Genomic DNA, 23,737 nt, shown 5'->3' with positions numbered 1-23,737 from the left:
GCCGTGACGCCCCGCACCGGACACGCCTACCTCGACGCCCCGACCGGCCCCCTCGCCTTCGCCCACCGGGGTGGCGCCCGGCACCCGGACCTGGTCGGTCTCGAGAACACCCTGGCCGCGTTCCGGCACGCGGCGTCGCTCGGCTACTCCTACCTGGAGACCGACGTGCACGCGACGTCGGACGGAGTCCTGCTGGCCTTCCACGACGCCGTGCTCGACCGGGTGTCGGACACCAGCGGCGGGGTCGCGGACGCGACGTACGCCGAGATCCGGGCGGTACGGATCGCCGGGCGCGAGCCGATCCCGACGCTCGCCGAGCTCTTCGACGCCCTTCCCGGGGCACGCTTCAACATCGACCTCAAGTCCGGGGAGGCCGTCCCGCTGCTGGCGCAGTTCGTCGCCGAGCGGGAGGCCTGGGACCGGGTCCTGGTCGGGTCGTTCTCGGGCCGCAGGCTGCGCCGCTTCCGGCGGCTGACCGGCGGCCGGGTCGCGACCTCGGCGAGCCCGCTCCAGGTCGTCGCCTACCGGCTGCTGCCCTCGGCGCGGCTGGCAGCGCTGCTCTCCGGCGGCCGCGGCTTCGCCGCGCTGCAGGTCCCCCACCGACGTGGTCCCCTCACCGTCACGACCGCCGGTCTCGTACGCCGGGCGCACCGGACGGGTAAGCACGTGCACTCATGGACCGTCGACGACGCCGACGAGATGATCGTCCTGCTCGACCGTGGTGTCGACGGGTTGATGACCGATCGCACCGACATACTCAGGGACGTGCTCGTGCAGCGCGGGCAGTGGAGGGGACAGCCATGAGTGCAGCCGCCGGTGTCGCGGACCTGAGCCCGGTGTCGCGCGCCCGCGAGCAGAAGGCCTGGTACTTCTACGACTGGGCCAACAGTGCCTTTGCCACGACCGTCGCCGGCGTGCTGTTCGGTCCCTACCTGATCGCCGTGGCCGAGAGCGCGGCGGTCGACGACCGGGTCTCCGTGCTCGGGCTCCAGGTCGCCCCGGGCGCGCTGCCGGCCTTCGTCATCACGACGTCCACCGTGATCTCGGCGGTCGTGCTGCCGCTGCTCGGCGCAGTCGCCGACCGCACCGCCCGCAAGAAGGACATGCTGGCCGGCTTCGCCTGGGCGGGAGCCTTCTTCGCGGCCCTGCTCTTCTTCATGAGCGGCGACAGCTGGCAGCTCGGTGCCCTGGCCTTCATCGCCGCCAACCTCTGCTTCGGCGCCTCCGCCGTCGTCAACGACGCGATCCTGCCGCTGATCTCGACCGAGGAGGAGCGCGACGCGGTCTCCTCGCGCGGGTGGGCCTACGGGTACGCCGGCGGCGGACTGCTGCTCGCCCTGAACTTCGTCCTGGTCAGCTTCCACGCCACCTTCGGCCTCACCGAGGGCATGGCCGTCCGGATCAGCCTGCTCTCGGCCGCGGTGTGGTGGGCGGGCTTCACCTTCATTCCCTGGCGGGGGCTGCGGAACCATCCCCCGCAGGACGTGGAGCAGGTGGAGGGCGGGGTGTTCGCCCGCAGCTTCGGTCAGCTCTGGGAGACCCTCAAGGACCTGCGCAACTACCCCATGGCGCTGACGTTCCTGCTGGCCTACCTCTTCTTCAACGACGGCATCCAGACGGTCATCAGCCAGGCGTCGGTCTACGGCGTGGAGGAGCTCGGGTTCGACACCGGCACGGTGCTCGCGACCTACCTCCTGGTCCAGTTCGTGGCGGTCTTCGGGGCGCTCCTCTTCGGCCGCGCCGCGGGCCGGGTCGGCGCGAAGCGCACGATCCTGGTCGGGCTGGTGATCTGGATGCTGATCGTCACCGCAGCTCTCTTCGTCCCGGCCGGCCAGATCGTGCCGTTCCTCGCGCTGGGCGTGGCCATCGGGATCGTGCTCGGCGGCACGCAGGCCCTGGCGCGGTCGTACTTCTCGCTCTTCATCCCCCGGGGCAAGGAAGCCGAGTACTTCAGCTTCTACCACGCCATGGATCGCGGGACGTCGTGGTTCGGCACCCTGCTGTTCGGGGTGGTCTACACGCTCACCGACTCCTACCGGCCGGCCATCTTCGCGCTCATCGTCTTCTTCGTCGTCGGTGGGGTGCTGCTGCTGCGGGTCGACACCGAGCGCGGCATTCGCGAGGCCGGCAACACCGCCCCCAGCGTCGTCTGACAACCAGACGGGACCAGCCGTCGCCACCCCACCCGGATGTGGCCCACGCCTCGGGATTCCCGGGAATCTTGGCCCTCCCCGTACCGTTGGACGAGGCGTAGCGTTGAACACGATGTAACGCCCACATGCGCGCCGGACCGGTGACACCGTCCGGAGCGTTCCACGGGGGAACATCAGACCAGGGAGGTGGCTCATGGCGGAGCGCACACTGAGAGGCGCCCGGCTCGGAGGCCAGAGTTTCGAGGACGAGCGCGGGATCGAGTTCGCGGCACGGCAGCAGGTCGGCTACCGCTGCGAGCGGGGTCACGAGTTCGAGATCACCATGTCGGTCGAGGCCGACATCCCGGCAACGTGGGAGTGCCCGCGCTGCGGCGCGGAGTCGCTGAGCGTCGCCGGCATCCAGCCGGAGGCGAAGGCCGAGAAGCCGGCCCGCACCCATTGGGACATGCTGCTCGAGCGCCGTTCCGAGAAGGAGCTCGAGGACATCCTCAAGGAGCGCCTCGAGCTGCTCCGCGGTGGCGAGATCGGCCCGGCCCACCTGCACCGCTCCTCGCGCAAGAAGAAGGTCAGCTAGACCCGTCGTCGTCGACGACCTCGCCCCGGATCACCGGCCCCGTGCCGGAGGGTCCGGGGCGACGTACGTCTGCAGGCCCGTACGACGTGCTGACCGGACCCAGCAGTCGGCGTGCGACCACCCCGGCCAGCATCCTCCGGGCCACGGGCCTGGTGACCGGGAGGATCAGCAGCACGCCGACCGCGTCGGTGACGAACCCGGGGGCGAGCATCAGCGTCCCGCCGATCAGGATCAAGGCCCCGTCGGCCAGCTCGCGGTGGGGCATCCGCCCCGTCTCGAGGGCCGTGGTCAGTGCCTGCCACGCCCGACCGCCCTCGCGGCGCACGAGCATGGTGCCGATGATGCTGGCCAGCACCAGCAGCAGGATCGTCCACCAGGCGCCGATCACCTGCCCGATCTGGACCAGGACGTAGATCTCCAGCAGCGGCACCCCGATGAAGAGGGCGACCAGCAGCGGGCGCAGCCAGCGGCGGCTCATCGGTGGCCCCGCCGTGACCGGACCAGGCGCAGCACCTGCTCGCGGCGCTCCCGCAGGCCCCAGGCGGTGATGCGCCGCAGGGACTCGGTGGCGACGGCCCGGTCCATCTTGGACTCCCCCCGCACCCGTTCCACGAACTCGATGGGCACCTCACGCACCACCATCCCGTGCCGGAGCACCCGCACCGCGAGGTCGGTCTGGAACACGTAGCCCGTGGACCTGACCGTCTCGAGGTCGATCTTCTCCAGGGTCTGCCGCCGGTAGAGCCGGAAGCCGGCCGTCGCGTCGCGTACGTCGACCCCGAGCAGCAGCCGGACGTAGGTGTTGCCCCCGCGGGAGAGGACCTGGCGGTGCAGCGGCCAGTTCACGACCGAGCCCCCGGGCACCCAGCGCGACCCGATGACCAGGTCGGCGTACGGGAGCGCGTCGAGCAGGCGGTGCAGCTGCTCGGGCTGGTGGGAGCCGTCGGCGTCCATCTCGCCGATCACGTCGTAGCCGGCGTCGAGCGCCACCCGGAAGCCGTGGAGGTAGGCGGCGCCGAGGCCTTCCTTGGAGGTGCGGTGGACCACCCGCACCCCGGGGTCGGCCGCAGCGAGCTCGTCGGCGACCTGGCCGGTCCCGTCCGGGGAGCCGTCGTCGACCACGAGGACGTGGACGTCGGGGTGCGCACCGCGCAGCCGGCGTACGACCCAGGGCAGGTTCTCGACCTCGTCGTACGTCGGGACCACCATGCAGACCCGGCCCTCGCCGCTCATGTGCCCACACCTCCGCTCCGCTGACGTCGACGATACGGGAGCAGTCCCAGCACGAGGCCCAGGACGGTGAGGGCCACGGCCGCGCGGCCGGGCCACGAGCCGGCCCACACCGCCGGGGTGAGCCCGTCGGCGATCGTGACGTCCTCCACCAGCACGTCCTGGGTCCGGATCCCGGCCCGCGCCACGACGGTGCCGTCGGGGGCGATCACCCCGGAGACGCCGTTGGTCGCGGCGACGAGGACGTGCCGTCCGGTCTCGAGGGCGCGCAGCCGTGAGATCTCGAACTGCTGCTCGATCTGCGCGGTGTGGATGAACATCGCGTTGCTGGTCTGGACGGTCAGCAGCTGCCCACCGTTGCGGAGCTGGGCGTGGATGCCGTCGTCGTAGGCGACGTCGAAGCAGATCGCGTCCGCGACCAGCGTGCCCCCCACCGGCAGCGGCTCGGTGCGCGTGCCGCCGAGCATGTCGCGCGGGATCAGGCGGAGCTGGCCGATGCTGCCGAGGCCGAGGTCGCGCCAGGGGATGTACTCGCCGAAGGGCACGGGGTGCCACTTGGTGTAGCGGTCGGCGGCCCCCGTGTCGGGCTCCCAGACGATGCCCTGGTTGAGGACGTTCTCGGTCCCGGCATCGACCATCGCGCCCACCAGGATGGGCACCTGCACGGCAGCGCTGGCCTCGTTGATCCAGGCGTTGACGTCACTGGCCAGGAACGGGTCGACCGCGGTGGAGTTCTCCGGCCAGACCACGAAGTCGGGGCGCGGAGCGCCTCCCTCCTCGACCCGGTCGGCGAGGTCGACGGTGGCGTCCACGTGGTTGCGTGTCACCTGGCGGTGGTCGAGCAGGATGTCGCTCCCGTCGCCCGGCACGTCGCCCTGGACCACGGCGACGGTCCGCTCCCCCACCGTCGGCAGCTCGTGCGGGACCAGCGTCGGCACCACGCTGGCGGCGGCCACGCCCGCCACGGCGACTCCTGCCCGGAGCCGCCGCGGACCGGTGACGACACCGGCGAGCAGCGCGCCGAGCAGGGCGAGCAGGAAGGAGAGCCCGGCCATGCCGACGTAGGGCAGGGCGTCCTGCCACGCGGTGCCGGCCACGGCGTACGAGAGGCGCCCCCACGGCATGCCGCTGAACGGCCACCCCGACCGGATGGTCTCCATCGCCACCCAGGCGGCAGCGAACCACAGCGGGCCGCCCCGGTGCCGGAGCAGCACCACGGTGGCGGACGCCAGCGGCGCGTAGAAGGCCGCCTCGATCCCGGCGAGGGCCACCCACGGCTCGTAGCCGACGACGCGCATCCAGAAGAGCAGGACGAACTGGAACCCGATGCCGAACGCCAGGCCAGGGATCCACGCGCGGCGGGCAGGGAGTCCGCGGACCGAGAGCACGAAGCCGGCGACCCCGATCGGGAGGAGCAGGGCGAGCCCGACCGGCTCGAACGCCTGTGCCAGCAACGCGCCCGCGAGCAGCGCGAAGCCGGTCCGGAGGAGCACGGGGGCAAAGGTACCTGTCGGCACCACCCCGACCGCCCCGCCGGTCGGGGTTGCAGGGCGGCGGAAGGGTCCGCTGCGTCCTTCGGGCCAACCCGAGATCGACCGGCTGCCGACACCGGGAAGTTGTCTAGGGAACCAGGGACCCTTCCGCGTCCGACCTCGCGGTGCGGGACCGACCTCCGTGAACCAGGTCGGACGGTGGTGGCGCCCCACCTCCGACGCGATCACCCGGACGACGGTCCCGCTCGCCACGAACTGCATGGGCGGACCCCCGCACCTTCGGTCGTGCCGGACCCCGATGTCAACCGGCGGTTGACCTGCGCCTTTGCGAGAACGTGCAGGTCAGCGGCGGGTCCCTCCGGTCACAATCCGTACCGAATTTTTCCTTGCGCCCGGCGTGTCGCCGACGACACCCCGGGCAGGCTGCGCGTGGTCAGCCGGGGACGACCACGGTACCGGTGGCCGTGGTCGCGAGGAGGGGCTCGTCGAGGACCGTCGCGGCCCCCGGACGGGCCTCGGTGGCGGCGCCCCGGGCGACCACGTGGACGGTCAGCGACAGCTCGCGCGAGCGGGTGCCGACGCGCGTGATCTCGCACCCGACCTCGAGCACGTCGCCGGCCCGGACCGGGGCGACGAACTGCACGTCGGCGTACGAGGCGAAGAGGCCCTCGTCGCCGTCGGTGACGATGCACATCTCGGTGGCCACGTCGCCGAAGAGACCGAGGCTGTAGGCGCCGTCGACCAGGTTGCCGGCGTAGTGGGCGTGGGAGTACGGGACGTAGCGGCGGTGGACGACGCGCATCCCCACCTCGGCACGGCTGCCGGTCATCAGGAGGCCTTCCTGGTCGGGCGGTCGGTCATGCGGTGGACGATGAAGCTGGCGACCTCCCCGGGCGTGGTGCCCCGGCTGAAGACGCGGTCGACGCCCAGGTCTGTGGACATTGCCTCGTCGAAGCGCGGCCCGCCCACGACCAGCAACGGCTGCCGGCCGGCGGGGTAGGCCTCGCGGAAGGCGGCCGACATCTCGCGGGTGTTGAGGAGGTGGGCGTCGCGCTGGGTCACGACCTGCGAGACCAGGACCGCGTCGGCCTTCTCGGCGAGCGAGCGGTCGACCAGCTGCGGCACCGACACCTGCGCGCCGAGGTTGACCACCTTGATCTCGCGGTAGTACTCCAGCCCCTTCTCCCCCGCGAACCCCTTGATGTTGAGGATCGCGTCGATGCCCACCGTGTGGGCGTCGGTGCCGATGCACGCGCCGACGACGACGAGCCGGCGGCGCAGGCTGCGCTTGATGGCGGCGTTGGCCTCCTTGGGCGTGAGCAGCGGGTAGTCGCGCTCCACCACCTGCACCTTGTCGGGCTCGACGAGGTGGTTGACCCGGCCGTAGACCACGAAGAAGGTGAACCCCTCCCCCATCGGCTTGCTGTGGACGACCAGCGCTGGATCCATGCCCATCTTGTTGGCCAGCTGCACGGCTGCGCCGTCGGCGACCTTGGAGTGGGCGATCGGCAGGGTGAAGGACAGCTGCACCATGCCGTCGCCGGTGGTGTCGCCGTAGGGGCGGATCGGGTTCATCGGGCGGCTCCCTGGTCGAGCAGCTCAGTGGCAGGGTTGTAGTACCGGGCGGACTTGCGGGCGACGCCGTCGAGACCGCGGCCTCCGTCGGCCGGGCGCTTCATCAGGCCGAAGGTGCCGTCGGCGATCGCGGCGAGCAGCGGGGGGTGCCCGGCGGCGTCGGTGTCGTGGGCGATCTGGTCCAGCAGCCCGATGGTCTCGCCGAGGACGTGGTCGGCACGCCGCTCGATGAAGCCGCCGGGAGCGGGCCGGAAGTCCTCCCGGAGGTTGCCGGCGGCGTTCATCACGTAGCGGACGTTCTGGAGGGCCAGGTCGCGGTCGGAGAGCCACGGCGTCACCACGGCCTCGGTCATCATCCCGACCAGCAGGATGCCCTGGCCCGTGAGCGCACCGACGAGGTTGAAGAACCCGTCGAGGAGGTAGCCACGGAACACGTCGCCGGTCATGTGGCGGGTGGGCGGCATCCACTTCAGTGGTGCCTTGGGGAACAGGTCGCGCGCCAGCATCGCGTGAGCCAGCTCGAGCCGGAAGGAGTCGGGGACGTCGGGGTCGATCTCGAAGGCATGACCGAGACCGAGCTGCCAGTCCTCGAGCCCGGCCTCCTTGGCGAAGTACTCGTTGAGCAGCTGGGAGGTGGTGACCGTGTGGGCCGCCTCGACCGCGTCCGCGGTGGTGAGGTAGTTGTCCTCGCCGGTGTTGATGATGATGCCCGCGCGGGCGTGCACCTGTCGGCTGAAGCGCTGGTCGACGAAGGTCCGGACCGGGTTGATGTCGCGGAAGAGGATCCCGTACATCGAGTCGTTGAGCATCATGTCGAGCCGCTCGAGGCCCGCCAGCGCCGCGATCTCGGGCATGCAGAGGCCCGAGGCGTAGTTGGTCAGCCTGATGTAGCGGCCGAGCTCGCGGGAGGTCTCGTCGAGGGCGGCGCGCATCAGCCGGAAGTTCTCCTGGGTCGCGTACGTCCCGGCGAACCCCTCGCGCGTGGCGCCCTCGGGGACGAAGTCGAGCAGCGACTGCCCGGTGCTGCGGATCACCGCGATCACGTCGGCGCCCGCGCGGGCCGCGGCCTGGGCCTGCGGGATGTCCTCGTGGATGTCACCGGTCGCCACGATGAGGTAGATCCACGGGGTCGCCGGGGCGTCACCCACCTTGGCGATCAGCCGCTCCCGCTCCTTGCGCCGCGCATCGATGCGCCGGAGGCCGGCTCCGACGGCCTTCCGGGACGCCGAGGTCGCGCGGGTCGAGTCGCGGCCCTCCGGCACGCGGAAGCGCACGGACCCGGCCCCGGCCTTGGCCGCGAGCGTCGCGAGGTCCTCCGCCTCCCCCCGCAGGAGGGCGTCCCAGACGGGCAGCGCGACGCCGTGCTCGAGGCCGACGTCGGCGCGGACGGCGTCGGCGAGCCGGTTGACCCACGGTGTCCCGTCGGGGTCGGCGCCACCGAGGCCTGCCAGGCGCAGCGTCGCGCGCTCGACGGACACCGTGGTGTGCTTCCTGGCCATCGACACGACCGGACGGCCGACCTTGCGGGCCAGCTGACGGGCCTCCTTGACGCGGGCGCGGTCCAGGTCGAGGCGGGGGCGGGCGGTCGTGGTCACAGTCGCTCCTCGAAGAGTCGTCGTACGCCGTCGTGGCCACGCAGCAGGTGGAGGGCGTGCTCGGCGTGCCCGGGGACGTAGCCGTTGCCGACGAGCATCGTCACGTCGGCGGCGAGCCCCTCGGCGCCGAGGGCGGCGGCGGAGAAGGAGGTGGCCATCGAGAAGAAGATGACCGTCCCGCCGGCAGCGGTCGACAAGATGGCGCCGCCCTCGCACCCCGGGACGTCGACGCAGACCACCGTGACGTCGGCGGGGCCACCCGCAGCGGCGACCGCGTCGCGCAGCGCGATCGGGTCCCGGGCGTCGGCCAGGACCACCTCGTCCGCGAGTCCGGAAGCCCGCAACCGGGCGGCCTCCTGCTCGTGGGGCACCACGCCGATGACGCGAGCGGCCCCGGCGTCGCGGGCTGCGGCGAGGCTCAGCGAACCGGACTTGCCCGCTCCGCCGATGACGGCGACGGTCGCGCCGGCGTACCGGGAGACCACCCGGGCAGTGAGGGCGGGCGCGCCGCACACGTCCATGACAGCAAGGCTCAGCTCGGGCGCGAGGTCGTCGGGGAGGACTGCGGCGATGGAGCGGCCGAAGAGCACCGCGTAGCCGTCGCACGGGACCTGCTCGGTGGCCGCGTCCCACGCGGCGAGCCCGTCCTGGATCACCAGCGGGGTGAGCGTCAGGGACACCAGCGTGGCCACCCGGTCACCGACGGCCAGGCCGAGCGGTGAGGACGCTCCCACCTCCTCGACGGTGCCGACGAGCATCCCGCCGGAGCCGGTCTCGGGGTTCTGCATCTTCCCGCGGGAGGCGACGATGCCGAGGACCTCGGCGCGCAGCGCGTCCCGGTCCACGGTCCCGTCGGCACGCGTGTGCGTGCGCTCGAGCTGGCGGAACGACGCGGCGTCGAGGTTGAGGCGCTCCACGCGGATCCGTACCTCGTCGGACCACAGCGCGTGCCGGGTGTCGAGACGCTGGGCTGCCTGGGGCAGGACCACCCGGTCGTCCAGCACCCGGTGCAGTCCCGTGGGATCGCTCTCCCTGACCCCGGTCACTGTGCTCCCCACCGCCCGTCCTCCGCTTCCTTGGTTCCAAACCCGTAAATCTTGCGGCGTGTGATTGGACGCGCCGCATATCTGCTCGTACTCTCGCAGAAACACGGTGGGCCACACAAACGACTCACCGGATCCGTCAGCGCCGCGAACGACCTGTGGGGAGATCCCAGTGAGCATCGAGACCGCCATCGACCTGGAGACCGGTCAGCCCTACCCGTACGCACAGGTGGAGCTCGTCGAGCCGGACTGGACCCGGTTCCCCGGCTGGAAGGACGTCACCGCCGCGGAGTGGGCCTCGGTCCAGTGGCAGCGCGCCCACTGCGTCAAGAACGTCAAGCAGCTGCGCGAGCTCATGGGCGACCTGCTCGACGAGCGGTTCTACGCAGACCTCGAGCGCGACCAGGCCGAGCGCGCCACCATGTCGATGCTGGTGCCGCCGCAGATGATGAACACGATGGCGCCGGCCGTCGAGCCGCGCGGCGCCGGCTCGCTCACCGACGCGTTCTACGCCGACCCGATCCGCCACTACATGATCCCCGTCTTCTCCGACCGACGGACCGACTGGTCCTCCCACCCGCACGCGACGCGCGACTCGCTCCACGAGCACGACATGTGGGCCACCGAGGGGCTGACGCACCGCTACCCCACCAAGGTGCTCGCCGAGCTGCTGCCGACGTGCCCCCAGTACTGCGGTCACTGCACCCGGATGGACCTGGTCGGCAACTCCACGCCGACGGTGGAGAAGCTGAAGTTCGGCGGCAAGCCGAACGACCGGATCGGCGACATGCTCGACTACCTGCGTCGTACGCCGTCGGTGCGCGACGTCGTGGTCTCCGGCGGCGACGTGGCGAACATGCCCTGGCCGCGGCTGGAGGACTTCCTCACCAAGGTGCTCGAGGTCGACAACATCCGGGACATCCGGCTGGCCACCAAGGCCCTGATCGGCCTCCCCCAGCACTGGCTGCAGGACGACGTCCGCGCCGGCATGGAGCGGGTGGCCACGATCGCCCGCGAGCGGGGTGTGTCGATCGCGATCCACACCCACACCAACCACGCCAACTCGGTCACCCCGCTGGTCGCAGAGGCGACCCGGGCGATGCTCGACACCGGTATCCGCGACGTCCGCAACCAGGGGGTCCTGCTCAACGGCGTCAACGCCGACCCGCACGCCCTGCTGGACCTGTGCTTCCGGCTGCTCGACGGCGCGCAGATCATGCCCTACTACTTCTACATGTGCGACATGATCCCGTACTCGGAGCACTGGCGGGTCTCGGTCGCCGACGCCCAGCGCCTGCAGCACCACATCATGGGCTACCTGCCGGGCTTCGCGACGCCGCGCATCGTCTGCGACGTGCCGTTCGTGGGGAAGCGCTGGGTCCACCAGCTCGCCGACTACGACACCGAGCGCGGCATCTCCTACTGGACGAAGAACTACCGGACCTCGATCGAGGCGACCGACCCCGACGCGCTCTCGCGCACCTACGAGTACTACGACCCGATCCACACCCTGCCGGCCGCCGGCCAGCAGTGGTGGGCCGAGCACTCCTCGCTCGACGAGTCCGAGCTCAAGGCCGCGGAGATGGCCGAGGCGTCGCGACGTACGGCGGCGCTGCAGGCCTACTGACGGGCCCGGCCGGCGTCGCGCAGCGGGTTACCCCCGTCTGCGTATGTCCCCCGGCGACCCCCCTCCCCTAGCGTCAGGGCAACGTCGAGAACAAGGGGGGGATCGACGTGGGGGACAACCACACGCACGATCAAGGGGAGCTGGATCGCCGTTCGCTGATGAAGCGCGCCGCGGTCCTCGGGGCTGCAACGGCATGGGCGACGCCCACGGTGCAGTCCATCGCCGGACCCGCATTCGCGGCCGGCTCACCGGTGCCACGGTGCACCGCCTGCATGACCGGAGGCGGCCAGATCGTCAGCGGCCTGGGGTCGCCGGTCACCTACATGGGTGCCAGCATCCCCAGCATGAGCTTCGGCCTCGGCCAGCTCTGCTGCGAGGACTGGAAGACCGAGCAGATCGAGGTCAACGCCCACCGCACGCAGCAGAAGAAGGATGACGTCAGCTGGCACTTCACGGTGGCCACCCTGACCTGCTCGCGGACGGGAAGCGCGGCACCGCCGCCGAACACCGTCGACTGCGCGAACAGGTTCAACGGCTCCGCCACCGACGGGGAGGGCAACACCCTGTTCTTCACCCTGGAGGACTTCGGGGAGCCGGGTCGGATGGTGGACGCGGTGACCATGCGGATCGAGAACTCGTCGGGCGCCGTCGTCCTCAGCGGGACCGGCCTGCTCAGCCGCGGCAACCTGCAGGTCCACGAGGGCCTCGGCCCGCTGGAGCGTGACTGCTCGGGCTGCTGACCCAGTCCGCACTCCTCTGCCAATCCATCACCGATCGGGGGGACCAATCGATGGAGCACACAGGGAAGGACGAGGACCAGGGCCTGGACCGCCGCTCCGTGCTGCGGCGCGGGGCGGTGCTGGGCGGGGCCCTGGTCTGGACGGCACCCGCCGTCCAGACCATCGCCGGCCCGGCGTTCGCGTCGGGGTCACCGCGCTGCACCGCCGAGGTGGAGGCCAGCTACACCTACTACGAGGGTCGGGTGAAGAAGACCGGCTGCGTCGTCTACCGCTTCGGTGACACCGCCGAGTGCTGCGACTGCATCGAGAAGCTGAGCGCCCTGCCGCTCCCTGTCGCCATCCTGGCCTGCGCCTTCGGGGGCAAGTGCACGATGGTCGGCAAGGGAACCTGCGCCGCCTGAGAGGAGAGATCGTTGTCCCAGCAACCCACCGACGCCGAGGCCCAGGCCGCTGCCTTCCTCGCGGCGCAGAACATCACGGGAGACGTCGAGCTGCACGCCGCTGGCGAGCAGGCCAGCGTCGTCGTCCCTGACTGAGACCCCAGACCCACCACAAGAGGTCCGCCGACCCCGCAGGCGGACCTCTTGTGGTGCTGTGCGAGGGGCCTCAGGTCGCCGCCGCCTGCAGGTAGGAGGGCGCGGCCGTACGCAGCCCCGGTGCGGGTCGTGGCCTTCGGCTCAGCCCAGCAGCTCGAGGACGGCCGCGGCCTGGGCGCCGGCCGTGAGGGTCGGCATTGCCACCACCCGGTGCCGCAGCACCGCGGCACGCAGTCCCCGCAGCGTCGGCCCCATGCCGACCTGCTCCCGGTTGAGGACCGTGCCGATGCAGGCGATCACGGCGTCCGCGCCCGCGATCGTCATCGGGGCCTCCCCCTGCACGCCCACGCACCAGGTGCCGACCGGGATCCGGTCCGGCAGCACGTCGCCGGCCGGGCGCCCCTCAAGGGCCCGGGCCGCGCCGGAGTCGAAGGACCCCGTCACGACCTCGCCCGTCATGGCGTCGTAGCGCTGGGTACGGGCCGCCAGCAGCCGGCCTCCGGCAGCCTCCAGCTGTCGCCGGCGGGTCAGCAGCGTGCGGTGGACCTCGACCGGCAGCAGCATGGCCTGTCCCGAGGGCTCGACGAGCACGCCTGAGTGGACGGCGAGCAGGTCGCTCGCCTTGGCCCGCGCGAGGTCGTCGAGCAGGTGCACCAGGTCGGACAGCAGCTCGTCGCCGTCGTAGCGGCGGGCGACGACCTGGTGGGCCTGGTAGGCCAGGAAGAGGCGCCGGGCCCGGTCCTCGCGCCCGACCTCGACGCTGAAGTTGGGCGCCACGCGGTGGTCGTACTCGGGCGCGCGCAGCGGTGCGAGCACGGCCTCGAGCGTGGCCACCGACTCCTCGGTGTCGGCACGGACACCGACGACGACGCCCCCGGTCCTGACGGCGAGCGTGGTGCCCCAGGCCCGCTTCTCGTCGAGGCGTGCCTGGCACGGCGTGCTGCTCCCGGGCAGGACGAAGACCTCCGTCGGGTCCAGGGTGGCGGTCATCGCGCCACCTCCAGCAGGCCGTCGTCACGCAGCTTGGTGGCGAAGGCCATGACGTCGCGCTCGACGGCCGCCGGCGGCTGCCCGAAGGCACCCGCGAGGTCGCTGACGGTCTCGCGCAGCGGGGCTGCCCCGTCGCAGAGCTGGAAGACCAGCGTCGCGATCGGGTCGAGACGATGAAGCTCGGCGGTGTCGGCGTTCCAGGCGATGGTCTCGCCCTCGATCTCGATCCACTCGACGTGGGGCGCCGGCCGGCGAGCCAGCACGGCGGAAGGCTCCAGCGGCATCCCGCTGTCGTTCGTGGTGGTCACAGGTCCTCCAGGATTCGTTGGCTGAGCAGTTCCTCGACCGCGTCGACGGCGCCGTCGAGCGATCCGATGCGAAGGTGGGCGACGGTGGCGTGCCGCACCAGGCGGGCGGCGACGTCGAGGTTGCGCCGGGGATCCCGGGCGAAGTGGAAGGTCATCCGTGCGAGCTCGTGGACCGCCTCGGCCGGGCCCACGGGGACGACCTCGGTGGTGCTGCCGGCGCGGTACTTCGGGAACAGGATGATCCGGGGCGGTGGCACCGGCGCGCTCTCGATGCGCGCTCCCAGGTGGTGGGGTGGCACGAACCACTGCCGGCGGGGGAAGCCGCCGGCCGGCGGACGGCACTCGGGAAAGAGCCCCCACGACCCCCTGTCCAGGCTGAGCGTCTTGGGGAACGGCGTGACCCATCCCGACGACGGGTCGATCGCGACGGCCTCGTCGGTGACGTAGTCGAAGCCGCTGCGGAGCAGCCCCGCCACCGTGGTGGTCTTGCCCGACTCCATGTCGGCGGCGAGCACGACCGTGATCCCCGCCCGCGTGGCCGCGGCGGCGTGCATCAGGTGGTAGCGGCCCACCGACCGCTCGATGACCGAGCGGTTGATGTGCCAGCACAGCGCCCCCAGGAGGTCCCGGGCGCTGCGGCTGGTCCCGAGCACCTCGCCGTCCGCGTGCAGCTGGACGTGCACGCCGTCGGGGTCGTGACGGACCTCGTAGGTCACCGGCACGTACGCCGTGGTGTCGCGGTCGCGACGCTGGAACGGGGCGAGGACGGGCAGCAGCTCGCGGGCCGCCCCCGCGGGCTCCACGAGCACCTCGAAGCGGTGGTCCAGCGCGCCGCAGGGTCCGCTGCGCCACGCCCAGGTGGGCGGTGCGGTCGGCGCGGGATCGAGGCGCGGCCCGAGCAGCATGGTCACCGGATGACTCCCGTCGCCAGCATGTCGCGCAGCGCGTTCTCCACGTCGGCCCGGGCGCGGGCCGGTTCGAGCGCGAAGAGTGCGCTGACCGCATCGACCATCTCGGTCACGGTGGTGGACCCGTCGCAGAGCTCCCACAGGGCGAGGGCCGTCTGGTTCAGCACCACCGGCGGAGCCGCGATGTCGGGCGTCAGCACGACGGAGTCGCCGGAGCGCACCACCGGGCTCTCGGTCGTCCGGTGCGGCCGGACGGGCAGCAGGTCAGTCATGGGTGGCCTCCAGGAGCGTGGGTTCGACTCCGTGGGCGACCGCGAACCCGGCCGCCTCCGAGCGGGACGCGAGCCCGAGCTTCGCGAGCACCCGGTTGATGTGGGTCTTGGCCGTGTGCGGCGAGATCACCAGGCGCGACGCGATCTCACGCGTGTCGGCCCCGTGGCCGAGCAGCCCCAGCACCTCGCGCTCACGAGGGCTGAGCGCGACCAGCCGGTTCGTGGTCGGCGCCGCCTGCTCACGCCGCTCGAGGATCAGGTCGTGGAGCACCGAGCCGAGCAGGTGGGCCGGCAGATGGACGTGACCCTCCAGCACGGTCCGGACGGCGTCCCGCACCCCGGTCAGCCCGTCGGAGGAGACGACGATGCCGGCAGCCCCCCGCTCGAGGAGCTCGAGGTGGCCCGCCGCGCCCGCCCTGGTGACCAGCACCGGGCGTACGCCCTGCCGGACCAGGCTCATGCAGAGCTCGACCTCACCACCCGGGGCGAGCTCGAGGTCGACCACCGCCAGCTCGGGCCGCAGCTCGAGCACCAGCCGGCGCAGGCTGGCCAGGGTCACCGCCGAGGTGGTCGCCAGCCCGAAGTCCTGGGCCAGGGCGACGGCCAGTCCGGTGGCCACCGTGGGTGAGGGGTGGGCGACCAGCGTCCTCACGGCGGACTCCCTGCAGGATCGCCCGCCCGGGCCAGCCGGTCGCTGCGGTGGGCGAGCGCCACCACGGCGTAGCGGTGGGAGACCCCGAGCTTGGCGAGCACGTGGCCGACGTGGGTCCGGACGGTGTGGTAGCTGATCCCGAGGGCGCGCGCGATCGCCTCGTTCGTCGCGCCCGCGCCGAGGAGCCGGACGATCTCCAGCTCCCGGTCGGTGAGCGAGCTCAGGGGGTCCTCCGCTGCGGCGGCCGCGCTGGGCAGTCCCCGCTCCCCCCGGTTGAGCCGGTCGATCGCCGCCACCATGTCGGCGGTGGACGCCCCCCAGGCCAGCAGGCCCGCGGCGCCCACCCGCTCGGCGAGCCGCACGGCCGCGGCGTCGACCTCGGGCGAGACCAGGAGCATCGGACGTCCGTCGCACAGCTCCCGCATCCGTGCCGACTCGGTGTCAGGCCCGGAGAAGAGCACCACGACGTCCACGTCCCGCGCCGGCGTCTCGGTCGCGCTCAGACCGGCGTGGTCCAGGGCGAGGACCGTGCAGTCGGCCTCCAGGGTGTCGCCGGGTGCCACGAGCACCTTGGCCATCGTCGTCATGCGATCTCCTGCTCGTGCACGGCGGGCGCGTGGTGCAGGATCCGCCGGAAGGCCCGGGCGATCCCACGCACCTGGTCGTCGTCCATGTGCGACCAGAGCGCCGGCGACACGACCGACCCCGCCAGCCGGTCGGTCAGCGGGAGCGACCGGGCCGGCAGGTGCCGGTAGGCCTGCTGCCGGTGGATCGGCGGGTCGTAGTAGTGGCGCGAGTCGACGCCCTCGGCCGCCAGCGCCCGGCCGACCTCGGCCGCGGACACGCCGGCCGTGGCCTCGTCGACTACGACGGTGAGGTCCTTGTACGTCGACACGTCGCCCTCGTCGAGGATCGGCCCCCGGACGCCGGCCACCTCGCCGAGCTCGGCCCAGAAGAGCCGCACCATCTCCCTGCGCCGGACCAGCGCCTGGTCGAGCAGGGAGAGCGAGTGCAGGGCCGTCGCGGCGTGCAGCTCCGACATCCGTGCGTTGAGGCCGGCGAACCGCGTGTCGTAGTCACCGGGGTTGCCGTAGTCGCGTCCGAGCCGCAGCTGTCGGGCCAGGTCGGCGTCGTGGGTGGCGATCAGGCCGCCCTCCCCCGCCACCACGACCTTGGTGGGGCTGAGCGAGAACACCTCGGCCACGCCGAAGTTGCCGACGGGCGTGCCCGCGCGCATCGACCCGAGTCCGTGGGCGGCGTCGTAGACGAGCGGGATGCCGGCCCGGTCGGCGACCTGCTGCAGGGCCTGGGTCCGGCACGGTGTGCCGTAGACGTGCGTGGCGGTCATCGCCGACACGTCGTCGCCGAGCTCGGACACGACCCGCTCCGCGTCGGTGGGATCGAGCGTCAGTGAGTCCTCCGACACCTCGGCGAAGGCGGGAGTGCCTCCCGCCCACATCACGGCGTGGGCGCTCGCGGAGAACGTCAAGCTGGGCAGGACGACGTGGCGCGTGGCACCGATCGCCTGCAGCACGAGCATCAGGCCCGAGGTGCAGCTGGCCACCGCGACGACGTGCGCGACACCCAGGCGGGCTGCGACGGTCTCCTCGAGCTCGCGCACCGTCGGACCGTTGGTCAGCATCCCCGAGCCGAGGATGTCGGCGTACCGCCGCTCGAGGGCGCTGGTGTCGCCCAGCGCCGGACGCACCAGCGGCAGCCGCTCGCCGAAGACGGGGTCACCGCCGAGGACGGCCGGGAGGTCCCCGGTCCGCTTCCGCGGAGCCGCCTTCTTCGTGGTCGTGGTGGTCGGAGTGGTGAGCAGGGTCATGACGGTGCCCCTTCACGAGCAGGTTCGGACGGACGTCCCGAGGCGACGGCCTCGTACGGATGTGGGGTGCGCAGTGCCAGGAAGACCAGGACGAACGGCAGCACCTGGACGCGCTGGCGGGTGAGGATCCCGAAGTTGGCGAAGTTCGAGAACGCGAAGATGAAGGCCACGGTGTAGGCCAGGCAGAGGATCAGGTACGGCTGTCGCCGCAGCCGGCCGGGCACCTTGAGGATCGAGCGCCAGCCCAGGGCGACCAGCAGGAGGAGCAGCGTCCCCTCGAGGGCGGCCAGCATCATCTGGGCGCTGTTGGCCTCGATGATCATCGGCCGGAAGATCACCGAGAACGCGGCGATCGGGAAGTCGGTGATGCTGTCGACGCCCGTGGCCTCGAAGGACGACCCGCCCTTGTCGGTGCGCTCGGCGGTGTTGGTGATCGCCTCGTCGACCCCGGAGACCGAGACGTCCTGGACGTTGAGGAACGAGGCCGCCATCTGCACCGCGAACAGCCCGCCGACCGCGAGCAGCGTGGCCGAGGCGACGAAGGCCAGCGGCGTGAGCTCGGTGGCGGGGTTGGGGCGTCGCCGCAGCACGTGGGCGAGGGCCAGCGCCAGGAACAGGGCCGCCGTCACGTGGGGCCGGACCACGCCCGTCACCAGCATCCCGAGCACCAGCGGACCCCACCAGCGCTTGTAGCCGCTGAGCAGCAGCGCGCTGCCGTAGGCGAAGAGCCCGATCCCGAAGATCATGAAGGCTTCCTTGCCCAGGCTCGAGGGCCAGTAGAGCATCGAGGGCAGGAACAGGACGAGCAGCGAGTAGCGCCGGGCGTCACCGTCGGGCACCGCCACCCGGAAGGCCCGGTAGAGGAAGTAGCAGCCCCAGAACGCCATCAGCCCGAACACCGCGAAGGCCACGAAGATGCTGGGCCCGGTGATGGCGTAGAGCGTCCCGGTCAGGACCCTGACGAAGCCGGTGCCGATGAAGTCCTTGCCGATGTCGGCGGTGAGGTTGCCGGAGCGGTACTCGACGGCGAGCCGGGCCCCCTCGTTGTCGTAGACCGCGGCGTCGGACAGCCCGCCGTAGAAGAAGTAGGCCAGCCCGTAGCGGGCCGCGGTCGCCACGCACTTGAAGGCGAACGCCCACAGCAGCACCTGGACGAACCGCGGGTCGGGGTCGCGTCGCCCCGCGCGCAGCAGCATCGGCACCGTGCCGATCAGCAGCAGCGGGATCACGACCAGCGCGATCCACACCTCGTACGTCGCGTTGCTGGCCGCCCAGGCGGTGAGGCCGGCGTAGGAGGTCACGAGCAGCACCCCGGCGACCGCGACGGCCGAGGTGGCCCGTGGCGAGAGCGAACCCGTCATCAGAACACCTCGAGGTCGCCCAGCGAGAGCCGCCAGGACCGGGAGTCGAGGACGTCCGGCGGGCAGCCGGGACGAGGGTTGGCGACCAGGCCGATGCCGCCGCCCGGGGCCGGCAGGTAGCCGGCGGCCAGGGCGGCGCGGGCGACCTCGCTGCCCGGCGACGCGTGCAGCGCGACGTGGTCGACCCCGGCACGGCGCGCAGCCCGCAGCACGGCCCGCGCGGCACCGGTGTCGCCGGCGGCGACCATCACGTCGCCGAGCGTGAGCTCCGCCAGTCCCGCGCGGCTGCGGACGCGGCCGACGCCCAGGCCGACCAGCTCGCCGTGGCGCCGGACCGCGACCGCGCGGTAGTCGAGCCCCGGGGGTGCCGCGTAGCGCCACCGCAGGTACGCCGGCGTGATCGGCGTGTGCAGCCGGCCGGGCACCGCGCCGCGACCGAGCAGCGCCGCGACCTCGTCCTCGTGGGCCAGCACCTCGGCGGCCGTGGGCAGCGGGCTCCGCACCGGTCGTACGTCGGTCGCCGGGGCCACGGCGCTCGCCGACCCGGACGCGTTGGCGGCACTCGCTGCCCGCGCCCCGCGCAGGAACCGCAGCGGCCGCACCGGGCTGATCCGCACCGGGAGCTGGCCGACCTCCTGCCAGCCCATCCGCAGGTAGCCGGGGCGGCTGTCGGCGTTGGGGGTGTTGAAGACGAGGGCGATGCCCTCCTCGCGCTCGAGCTGGTCGAGCAGCTGCAGGGTGAGCGTCTTGAAGATGCCCCGTCGCTGGTAGTCGGGGTGGGTCGCGGTGTCGACGGCCCTGACCGCCCGCAGCCGGGCGTCGCCGAGCTGCAGCTCCCATCGCAGGAAGAGCCGCACCCCGACGATGCGGTCACCGTCGGTCGCGACCAGGCCGGGCGAGGCGCCGAACGGGCTGTCCCGGTGCTTCCACCGGAAGAAGTCGGAGGTGCGGCTGCCCGTCGGGCCACCGGCCATCGCGGTGGTGAGCAGGTCGAGCACCTCGGGCTCGTCGTCGACGCCGAGGCGGCGCACGGTGAGGGTCTGCGCGCCGCTCATCCGACTCCCACCTCCGCCCGACGACCGGCCACCGCCCGGTAGTGGGCGACCTGGGTGTCGGCCGCCCGCTGGATCGAGAAGTCGAGGGCGCGCTCCATCCCGGCGTCCGCGAGCCGCGCCCGGTCCCCGGCGTCGCCGGCCAGCCGCACCATCGCCCGCTCCAGGGCGGCCACGTCGCGGGGCGGGACCAGCACGCCGTCGACGTCGTTCGTGATCAGCTGCGGGATGCCGCCGACGGCCGTCGACACGATCGGCACGCCCGCCCCGAGCGCCTCGATCAGTGCGATCGACAGCCCCTCGTGGAGGCTCGAGAGGACGAACGTGTCGAAGGCGGGCAGCAGCTCGGGAACGTCGTCCCGCATGCCGAGGAACCGCACGGAGTCGCCGATGCCCAGGCGGGTGGCCAGCGAGCGCAGCTCGGCCAGCCGCGGACCGGTGCCGATGAGGACCAGGCAGGACTCCGGGAGCTGACGGTGCACCTTGGCGAAGGCCCGCAGCATGGTGTCGTGGTCCTTCTTGGGTGCCAGGTTGCCGACGGTCCCGAAGACGAAGCGGGCGTCGTCGATGCCCAGCCGTCGACGGGCGTGGCGGCGGGCGTCCGCCCCCCGACGTACGGTCGCCAGGTCGACGCCGTGCAGCAGCACCTCCACCCGCGGGCGGCGCAGCGGCCGGCTCGGACGGATCGACTCCGCGACCTGGTCCGACACCGCCCAGACCAGCTCGTTGCGGCCGATGGTCGCGGCGTTCACGACTCGCGTCGCGGGGTGGTACCGGTCCCAGGTGTTGTGCTCGGTGTGCAGCGCGACCGTGCCGTCGCGCACCAGCAGCCGGCCGGCGGCACCGACCAGCGGCGCGTGTGAGTGCACGACGTCGTAGCGGCGCTGCCGCAGCAGCCGCCGGAGCTCCACCGGCCACGGGGCCGGACCGTCACCGAGCGGGTGCACGGTGATCCCGGCGTCGCGCAACGGCTGCACGAGCGCCGTCTTGCGGGGCAGCCGGTAGGCGACCTCGATCGTGAGGTCGGTGCGGTCCATGGCGCGGGCGAGGCTCACGAGGAGCATCTCGGCACCGCCCCGGCCCAGCCCCTTGGCGAGCCAGAGCACCCTGAGGTCGGTCATGTCGCGCGCCGCCGGTTCCGGGTCTGGGCCAGCCCCGTCCGCAGCCGGCCGAGGTGACCGGAGTGGCGGGTGCCGAGGTAGGAGCGGTCGGGCAGCACGAGGGCGTGCACGAACGAGGCCCTGTCGTGCCAGGTCGGGAGGGCCCGGATGGAGGCGACCGACTTGCGGGCATAGCTGCTGTGCGATCCGTAGACCGCGAGCTCGGCGGCCTGGCGGGGATCGGTCCGGTACGCCTCGGCCCAGGCGGAGAGCGAGAGCACGTCGGCGATCCGCAGCTCGTGCCAGGCGTGCCGCACGGCCCGGGAGACGACGGCCTCGCCCCCGCTGGTGCGGATCAGGTGGTGCACCCGCTCGAGGTCCAGCGACCGGGTCAGCGCGAGCTGCGCGATGTCGCGCAGCGGCACCAGTCGCGGCGTCGCCTCGCCCAGCACCGCGTGGTAGCAGGCGTGGACGAAGCGCTCCTCCGCCGGCAGCGCCTGCAGCTGCCGCCCACCCATCCTGAAGGCCTCCGACCGTGCCCACAGCTCGTCGAGCCGCAGCCGCACGCCGAGCGGCCCCATCGTGAAGGTGCGGTGCAGGTCGAGCTCGAGCCCGTCCTCGGTCAGGAAGCTCGTGCCCTTGCTGAAGCGGCGGTCGAAACCGGGCCTCGGCTCCGGGTGCCGGCGGCGGTGGCCCCGGGCGATGATGACCTCGGTCGCCCGGTCGAAGTCGTCGCCCTGCACGAGCAGGTCGACGTCCCCGAAGGTGCGCCAGGCCGGCTCGGGGTAGTCGAGGTGCGCGAGCACGGGACCCTTGAGCGCCCGCACCGGGATGCCCGCGCGGTCGAGCTCGCCGACCGTGTCGAGCATGAAGCGCTCGAGCGACAGCACACCCGCGAGCGTCTCGACGTGGAGCCACTCGGTCCGCTCGACCTGCTCGTCGGTGACGGGCAGCATGCCGCTCTGGACGGCGGCCCAGAGCAGGCCGGTGAGCCGTTGGCTGCGTGCGTCGTGGAGGAGCTGGTCGAACTCCCCCGCTCCGAGCGGCTCGTCGGGGAAGTGCAGCAGGCTCCCCGCGAGCCCGTGGGCGGCCACGGTGCGGATGAGCGTGGCGTGGTGGGTCTGCGGCGCCCAGGTGGGGATCACAGCGCGTCCTCCTCGATCAGCCGCGCGACCACGCCGCGGTCGGCGAGGTCCTCGAGGCAGGCGGTGACCGCGTCGGGGTCGAGGTCCTCCCCCGTCTCCCGGCCGAGCCGGTGGGCGATCGCCGCGGCGTCGACGGGTTCGGCGAGCAGCCGCCACAGGACCGCGCTGCCGCCACCCAGGACGACCACCTCGTGGCCGGTCCCGTCGGGCAGCACGAGGACGTGGAGACCGGTGTCGCGCCACAGCACGGCAGCGACCCGGACGTACTGGCAGGTGGTGGCGATCGTGCTCACAGCGTCACCACCCGGTCGTCGCCGCGCTGGTGGAGCGCGTTGCGGGCGTCGAAGACCAGCCGGGCGTGCCGGGTGATCGCGGCCAGGTCGTACTCGGAGTGGGGCGTCAGCACCACCACCGCGTCGGCCGCCTCGATGTTGGCCCGGGTCAGCGGGGTCCGGCGCAGCGACATCCCGTGGCTGCGCAGTCGCGGCACGAACGGGTCGTGGTAGGTGATCCGCGCCCCCCGGCGGTCCAGCTGGGCGAGCGTCGCGACCGCCGCACTCTCGCGCAGGTCGCCGACGTCGGGCTTGTAGGTCACGCCCAGCGCCAGGATCCGGGCCTTGGGCAGCGCCACCCCGCGCTCGGCGAGCGCGTCGCTGATCCGTCGGGTGACGTACGCCGGCATCTCGGCGTTGATGTCCTGCGCGAGCTCGACCAGCCGGAACGGCCGGCCCGTGTCGCGGCGCGACTGCCAGGCGAGGTAGGTCGGGTCGAGCGGGATGCAGTGGCCCCCCACGCCGGGCCCGGGCTGGAAGGGCATGAAGCCGAACGGCTTGGTCGCCGCGGCCTCGATGACCTCCCAGGTGTCGATGCCCTGCTCCCCGCACAGCACCGCGAGCTCGTTGACGAGCGCGATGTTGACCATCCGGAACGTGTTCTCGAGCAGCTTGGCCATCTCGGCGGTGCGGCACCCCGACACCGGGAACACGTTGTCGACGACCGAGCCGTAGAAGGCGGCCGCCAGGTCCGTGGAGTCCTGCTCGATGCCGCCCACCACCCGCGGGGTGGTGCGCAGCCCGAACTTGATGTTGCCCGGGTCGATCCGCTCCGGTGAGAACGCGAGCCAGAAGTCCCGTCCCGCACGGAAGCGGGCCCGCTCGAGCAGCGGGGCGACGACGTGCTCGGTCGTGCCGGGATAGGTGGTCGACTCGAGGACGACCAGCGCTCCCCGGCGCAGCCGCTCCCCCACCTGGCGTGCCGCGGACTCGACCATCGAGAGGTCGGGCCGGTGGTCGGTCACCGGCGTCGGGACGCAGATGACGACCACGTCGGCCGTGGCGACGTCCTCGAAGTCCGAGGCGAACCGGAGCGAGCTGCTCTCCGACGCCTGGACGAAGAGCGGCTCCTCCACCCCCGGGACGACGAGCTCGCCGCGGGCGAGGGCGTCCACCCTTCCCTCGTCCACGTCGATCCCGGTGACCCGGAAGCCCTCGACGGCACAGGCCGCCGCCAGCGTGAGGCCGACGTACCCCTGTCCGATCACGCACACGCTCGCGGT

General features: G+C 72.4%; 27 protein-coding genes. 7 read left to right on the top strand and 20 right to left on the bottom strand.

Features of this window, described 5'->3' with window-relative positions; genetic code table 11:
* Window positions 1–3: 3 nt before the first annotated feature.
* The 3 genes from EXE57_RS02200 (at window position 4) to EXE57_RS02190 (ending at window position 2,727) form a co-directional block, all read left to right on the top strand.
* Entirely contained in the window at window positions 4–804 is an 801-nt protein-coding gene (locus EXE57_RS02200) for a glycerophosphodiester phosphodiesterase family protein (RefSeq protein ID WP_135073593.1), read from the top strand.
* Window positions 801–2,153, top strand: a complete 1,353-nt coding sequence (locus EXE57_RS02195) for an MFS transporter (RefSeq protein ID WP_135073591.1) — start codon at window positions 801–803, stop codon at window positions 2,151–2,153. Before EXE57_RS02200 ends, EXE57_RS02195 begins: the two co-directional genes overlap by 4 nt.
* A 193-nt stretch (window positions 2,154–2,346) precedes the next feature.
* On the top strand, window positions 2,347–2,727 hold the full coding sequence (locus tag EXE57_RS02190) for an RNA polymerase-binding protein RbpA (protein ID WP_135073589.1): 381 nt from the start codon (window positions 2,347–2,349) through the stop codon (window positions 2,725–2,727).
* Here EXE57_RS02190 and EXE57_RS02185 read toward each other — a convergent pair.
* The 7 genes from EXE57_RS02185 to kdd all read right to left on the bottom strand — a co-directional run bounded on the left by EXE57_RS02185 (window position 2,720) and on the right by kdd (window position 9,678).
* Window positions 2,720–3,205, bottom strand: coding sequence for an FxsA family protein (locus tag EXE57_RS02185; protein ID WP_135073587.1), 486 nt, complete (start codon window positions 3,203–3,205; stop codon window positions 2,720–2,722). The two genes, EXE57_RS02190 and EXE57_RS02185, sit on opposite strands and share 8 nt — an antisense overlap.
* The gene (locus tag EXE57_RS02180; RefSeq protein WP_208542939.1) at window positions 3,202–3,960 is read right to left on the bottom strand and encodes a polyprenol monophosphomannose synthase; all 759 of its coding nucleotides are present in this window, start codon (window positions 3,958–3,960) and stop codon (window positions 3,202–3,204) included. The genes EXE57_RS02185 and EXE57_RS02180 overlap by 4 nt, the downstream gene beginning before the upstream one ends.
* Entirely contained in the window at window positions 3,957–5,450 is a 1,494-nt protein-coding gene (gene lnt, locus EXE57_RS02175) for an apolipoprotein N-acyltransferase (RefSeq protein ID WP_244246956.1), read from the bottom strand. The genes EXE57_RS02180 and lnt overlap by 4 nt, the downstream gene beginning before the upstream one ends.
* A 433-nt stretch (window positions 5,451–5,883) precedes the next feature.
* Window positions 5,884–6,279 carry a 3-aminobutyryl-CoA ammonia lyase gene (gene kal, locus EXE57_RS02170; protein ID WP_135073583.1) on the bottom strand — a complete coding sequence of 132 codons (396 nt, stop codon included), beginning with the start codon at window positions 6,277–6,279 and terminating at the stop codon, window positions 5,884–5,886.
* Window positions 6,279–7,025, bottom strand: coding sequence for a lysine 5,6-aminomutase subunit beta (gene kamE / locus EXE57_RS02165; RefSeq protein WP_135073581.1), 747 nt, complete (start codon window positions 7,023–7,025; stop codon window positions 6,279–6,281). The genes kal and kamE overlap by 1 nt, the downstream gene beginning before the upstream one ends.
* Window positions 7,022–8,620 (bottom strand): lysine 5,6-aminomutase subunit alpha, encoded by a 1,599-nt coding sequence (gene kamD / locus EXE57_RS02160; RefSeq protein ID WP_135073579.1) that lies wholly within the window; start codon window positions 8,618–8,620, stop codon window positions 7,022–7,024. Before kamD ends, kamE begins: the two co-directional genes overlap by 4 nt.
* The gene (gene kdd / locus EXE57_RS02155) at window positions 8,617–9,678 is read right to left on the bottom strand and encodes an L-erythro-3,5-diaminohexanoate dehydrogenase (protein WP_244246955.1); all 1,062 of its coding nucleotides are present in this window, start codon (window positions 9,676–9,678) and stop codon (window positions 8,617–8,619) included. The genes kamD and kdd overlap by 4 nt, the downstream gene beginning before the upstream one ends.
* A 157-nt stretch (window positions 9,679–9,835) precedes the next feature.
* On the opposite strand from kdd, the gene EXE57_RS02150 reads away from it, so the two are divergent.
* The 4 genes from EXE57_RS02150 (at window position 9,836) to EXE57_RS20290 (ending at window position 12,566) form a co-directional block, all read left to right on the top strand.
* On the top strand, window positions 9,836–11,290 hold the full coding sequence (locus EXE57_RS02150; protein ID WP_425271696.1) for a KamA family radical SAM protein: 1,455 nt from the start codon (window positions 9,836–9,838) through the stop codon (window positions 11,288–11,290).
* Window positions 11,291–11,562: 272 nt separating this feature from the next.
* Entirely contained in the window at window positions 11,563–12,030 is a 468-nt protein-coding gene (locus EXE57_RS02145; RefSeq protein WP_135073577.1) for a hypothetical protein, read from the top strand.
* 50 nt (window positions 12,031–12,080) lie between these two features.
* Window positions 12,081–12,431, top strand: coding sequence for a hypothetical protein (locus EXE57_RS02140; protein WP_135073575.1), 351 nt, complete (start codon window positions 12,081–12,083; stop codon window positions 12,429–12,431).
* 12 nt (window positions 12,432–12,443) lie between these two features.
* The gene (locus EXE57_RS20290; protein WP_279633188.1) at window positions 12,444–12,566 is read left to right on the top strand and encodes a hypothetical protein; all 123 of its coding nucleotides are present in this window, start codon (window positions 12,444–12,446) and stop codon (window positions 12,564–12,566) included.
* A gap of 141 nt (window positions 12,567–12,707) precedes the next feature.
* Here EXE57_RS20290 and EXE57_RS02135 read toward each other — a convergent pair whose 3' ends face one another.
* Genes EXE57_RS02135 through EXE57_RS02085 form a run of 13 tightly spaced genes read right to left on the bottom strand, consistent with a single transcriptional unit; the run spans window position 12,708 to window position 23,722 of the window.
* A complete protein-coding gene (locus tag EXE57_RS02135) occupies window positions 12,708–13,556 on the bottom strand; it encodes a hypothetical protein (RefSeq protein WP_135073573.1) in 849 nt (282 codons plus the stop codon).
* Window positions 13,553–13,864, bottom strand: coding sequence for a PqqD family protein (locus tag EXE57_RS19555; protein ID WP_167305788.1), 312 nt, complete (start codon window positions 13,862–13,864; stop codon window positions 13,553–13,555). Before EXE57_RS19555 ends, EXE57_RS02135 begins: the two co-directional genes overlap by 4 nt.
* Window positions 13,861–14,775, bottom strand: coding sequence for a hypothetical protein (locus EXE57_RS02130; protein ID WP_167305787.1), 915 nt, complete (start codon window positions 14,773–14,775; stop codon window positions 13,861–13,863). The genes EXE57_RS19555 and EXE57_RS02130 overlap by 4 nt, the downstream gene beginning before the upstream one ends.
* Window positions 14,772–15,044 carry a PqqD family protein gene (locus EXE57_RS02125; protein WP_135073571.1) on the bottom strand — a complete coding sequence of 91 codons (273 nt, stop codon included), beginning with the start codon at window positions 15,042–15,044 and terminating at the stop codon, window positions 14,772–14,774. The genes EXE57_RS02130 and EXE57_RS02125 overlap by 4 nt, the downstream gene beginning before the upstream one ends.
* Complete coding sequence (locus EXE57_RS02120) at window positions 15,037–15,696, bottom strand: response regulator transcription factor (protein WP_135073569.1); 660 nt, start codon at window positions 15,694–15,696, stop codon at window positions 15,037–15,039. The genes EXE57_RS02125 and EXE57_RS02120 overlap by 8 nt, the downstream gene beginning before the upstream one ends.
* On the bottom strand, window positions 15,693–16,283 hold the full coding sequence (locus tag EXE57_RS02115; RefSeq protein ID WP_135073567.1) for a LuxR family transcriptional regulator: 591 nt from the start codon (window positions 16,281–16,283) through the stop codon (window positions 15,693–15,695). Before EXE57_RS02115 ends, EXE57_RS02120 begins: the two co-directional genes overlap by 4 nt.
* Window positions 16,280–17,524 carry a DegT/DnrJ/EryC1/StrS family aminotransferase gene (locus tag EXE57_RS02110; RefSeq protein WP_135073565.1) on the bottom strand — a complete coding sequence of 415 codons (1,245 nt, stop codon included), beginning with the start codon at window positions 17,522–17,524 and terminating at the stop codon, window positions 16,280–16,282. Before EXE57_RS02110 ends, EXE57_RS02115 begins: the two co-directional genes overlap by 4 nt.
* A complete protein-coding gene (locus EXE57_RS02105; protein WP_135073563.1) occupies window positions 17,521–18,885 on the bottom strand; it encodes a hypothetical protein in 1,365 nt (454 codons plus the stop codon). Before EXE57_RS02105 ends, EXE57_RS02110 begins: the two co-directional genes overlap by 4 nt.
* Window positions 18,885–19,940, bottom strand: a complete 1,056-nt coding sequence (locus EXE57_RS02100) for a GNAT family N-acetyltransferase (RefSeq protein WP_135073561.1) — start codon at window positions 19,938–19,940, stop codon at window positions 18,885–18,887. The genes EXE57_RS02105 and EXE57_RS02100 overlap by 1 nt, the downstream gene beginning before the upstream one ends.
* On the bottom strand, window positions 19,937–21,058 hold the full coding sequence (locus EXE57_RS02095; protein WP_135073559.1) for a glycosyltransferase: 1,122 nt from the start codon (window positions 21,056–21,058) through the stop codon (window positions 19,937–19,939). Before EXE57_RS02095 ends, EXE57_RS02100 begins: the two co-directional genes overlap by 4 nt.
* Window positions 21,055–22,182 (bottom strand): nucleotidyltransferase family protein, encoded by a 1,128-nt coding sequence (locus EXE57_RS02090; protein ID WP_167305786.1) that lies wholly within the window; start codon window positions 22,180–22,182, stop codon window positions 21,055–21,057. Before EXE57_RS02090 ends, EXE57_RS02095 begins: the two co-directional genes overlap by 4 nt.
* Complete coding sequence (locus EXE57_RS19550; protein ID WP_167305785.1) at window positions 22,179–22,475, bottom strand: hypothetical protein; 297 nt, start codon at window positions 22,473–22,475, stop codon at window positions 22,179–22,181. Before EXE57_RS19550 ends, EXE57_RS02090 begins: the two co-directional genes overlap by 4 nt.
* A complete protein-coding gene (locus EXE57_RS02085) occupies window positions 22,472–23,722 on the bottom strand; it encodes a nucleotide sugar dehydrogenase (RefSeq protein ID WP_208542938.1) in 1,251 nt (416 codons plus the stop codon). The genes EXE57_RS19550 and EXE57_RS02085 overlap by 4 nt, the downstream gene beginning before the upstream one ends.
* Window positions 23,723–23,737 lie beyond the last annotated feature (15 nt).

Source organism: Nocardioides euryhalodurans (assembly GCF_004564375.1).
GTDB lineage: Bacteria > Actinomycetota > Actinomycetes > Propionibacteriales > Nocardioidaceae > Nocardioides > Nocardioides euryhalodurans.
Note: the sequence above shows the minus strand (reverse complement) of the source record. Positions and strands in the feature narration are given on the sequence as shown.

Bases quoted from the DNA above. Each gene is read 5' to 3' on its own strand.
- EXE57_RS02195 (WP_135073591.1), top strand. From the start codon at position 801: ATGAGTGCAGCCGCCGGTGTCGCGGACCTGAGCCCGGTGTCGCGCGCC.
- EXE57_RS02190 (WP_135073589.1), top strand. From the start codon at position 2,347: ATGGCGGAGCGCACACTGAGAGGCGCCCGGCTCGGAGGCCAGAGTTTC.
- EXE57_RS02185 (WP_135073587.1), bottom strand. From the start codon at position 3,205: ATGAGCCGCCGCTGGCTGCGCCCGCTGCTGGTCGCCCTCTTCATCGGG.
- EXE57_RS02180 (WP_208542939.1), bottom strand. From the start codon at position 3,960: ATGAGCGGCGAGGGCCGGGTCTGCATGGTGGTCCCGACGTACGACGAG.
- kal (WP_135073583.1), bottom strand. From the start codon at position 6,279: ATGACCGGCAGCCGTGCCGAGGTGGGGATGCGCGTCGTCCACCGCCGC.
- kamE (WP_135073581.1), bottom strand. From the start codon at position 7,025: ATGAACCCGATCCGCCCCTACGGCGACACCACCGGCGACGGCATGGTG.
- EXE57_RS02145 (WP_135073577.1), top strand. From the start codon at position 11,563: ATGACCGGAGGCGGCCAGATCGTCAGCGGCCTGGGGTCGCCGGTCACC.
- EXE57_RS02140 (WP_135073575.1), top strand. From the start codon at position 12,081: ATGGAGCACACAGGGAAGGACGAGGACCAGGGCCTGGACCGCCGCTCC.
- EXE57_RS02135 (WP_135073573.1), bottom strand. From the start codon at position 13,556: ATGACCGCCACCCTGGACCCGACGGAGGTCTTCGTCCTGCCCGGGAGC.
- EXE57_RS02125 (WP_135073571.1), bottom strand. From the start codon at position 15,044: ATGACTGACCTGCTGCCCGTCCGGCCGCACCGGACGACCGAGAGCCCG.
- EXE57_RS02115 (WP_135073567.1), bottom strand. From the start codon at position 16,283: ATGACGACGATGGCCAAGGTGCTCGTGGCACCCGGCGACACCCTGGAG.
- EXE57_RS02110 (WP_135073565.1), bottom strand. From the start codon at position 17,524: ATGACCCTGCTCACCACTCCGACCACCACGACCACGAAGAAGGCGGCT.
- EXE57_RS02105 (WP_135073563.1), bottom strand. From the start codon at position 18,885: ATGACGGGTTCGCTCTCGCCACGGGCCACCTCGGCCGTCGCGGTCGCC.
- EXE57_RS02100 (WP_135073561.1), bottom strand. From the start codon at position 19,940: ATGAGCGGCGCGCAGACCCTCACCGTGCGCCGCCTCGGCGTCGACGAC.
- EXE57_RS02095 (WP_135073559.1), bottom strand. From the start codon at position 21,058: ATGACCGACCTCAGGGTGCTCTGGCTCGCCAAGGGGCTGGGCCGGGGC.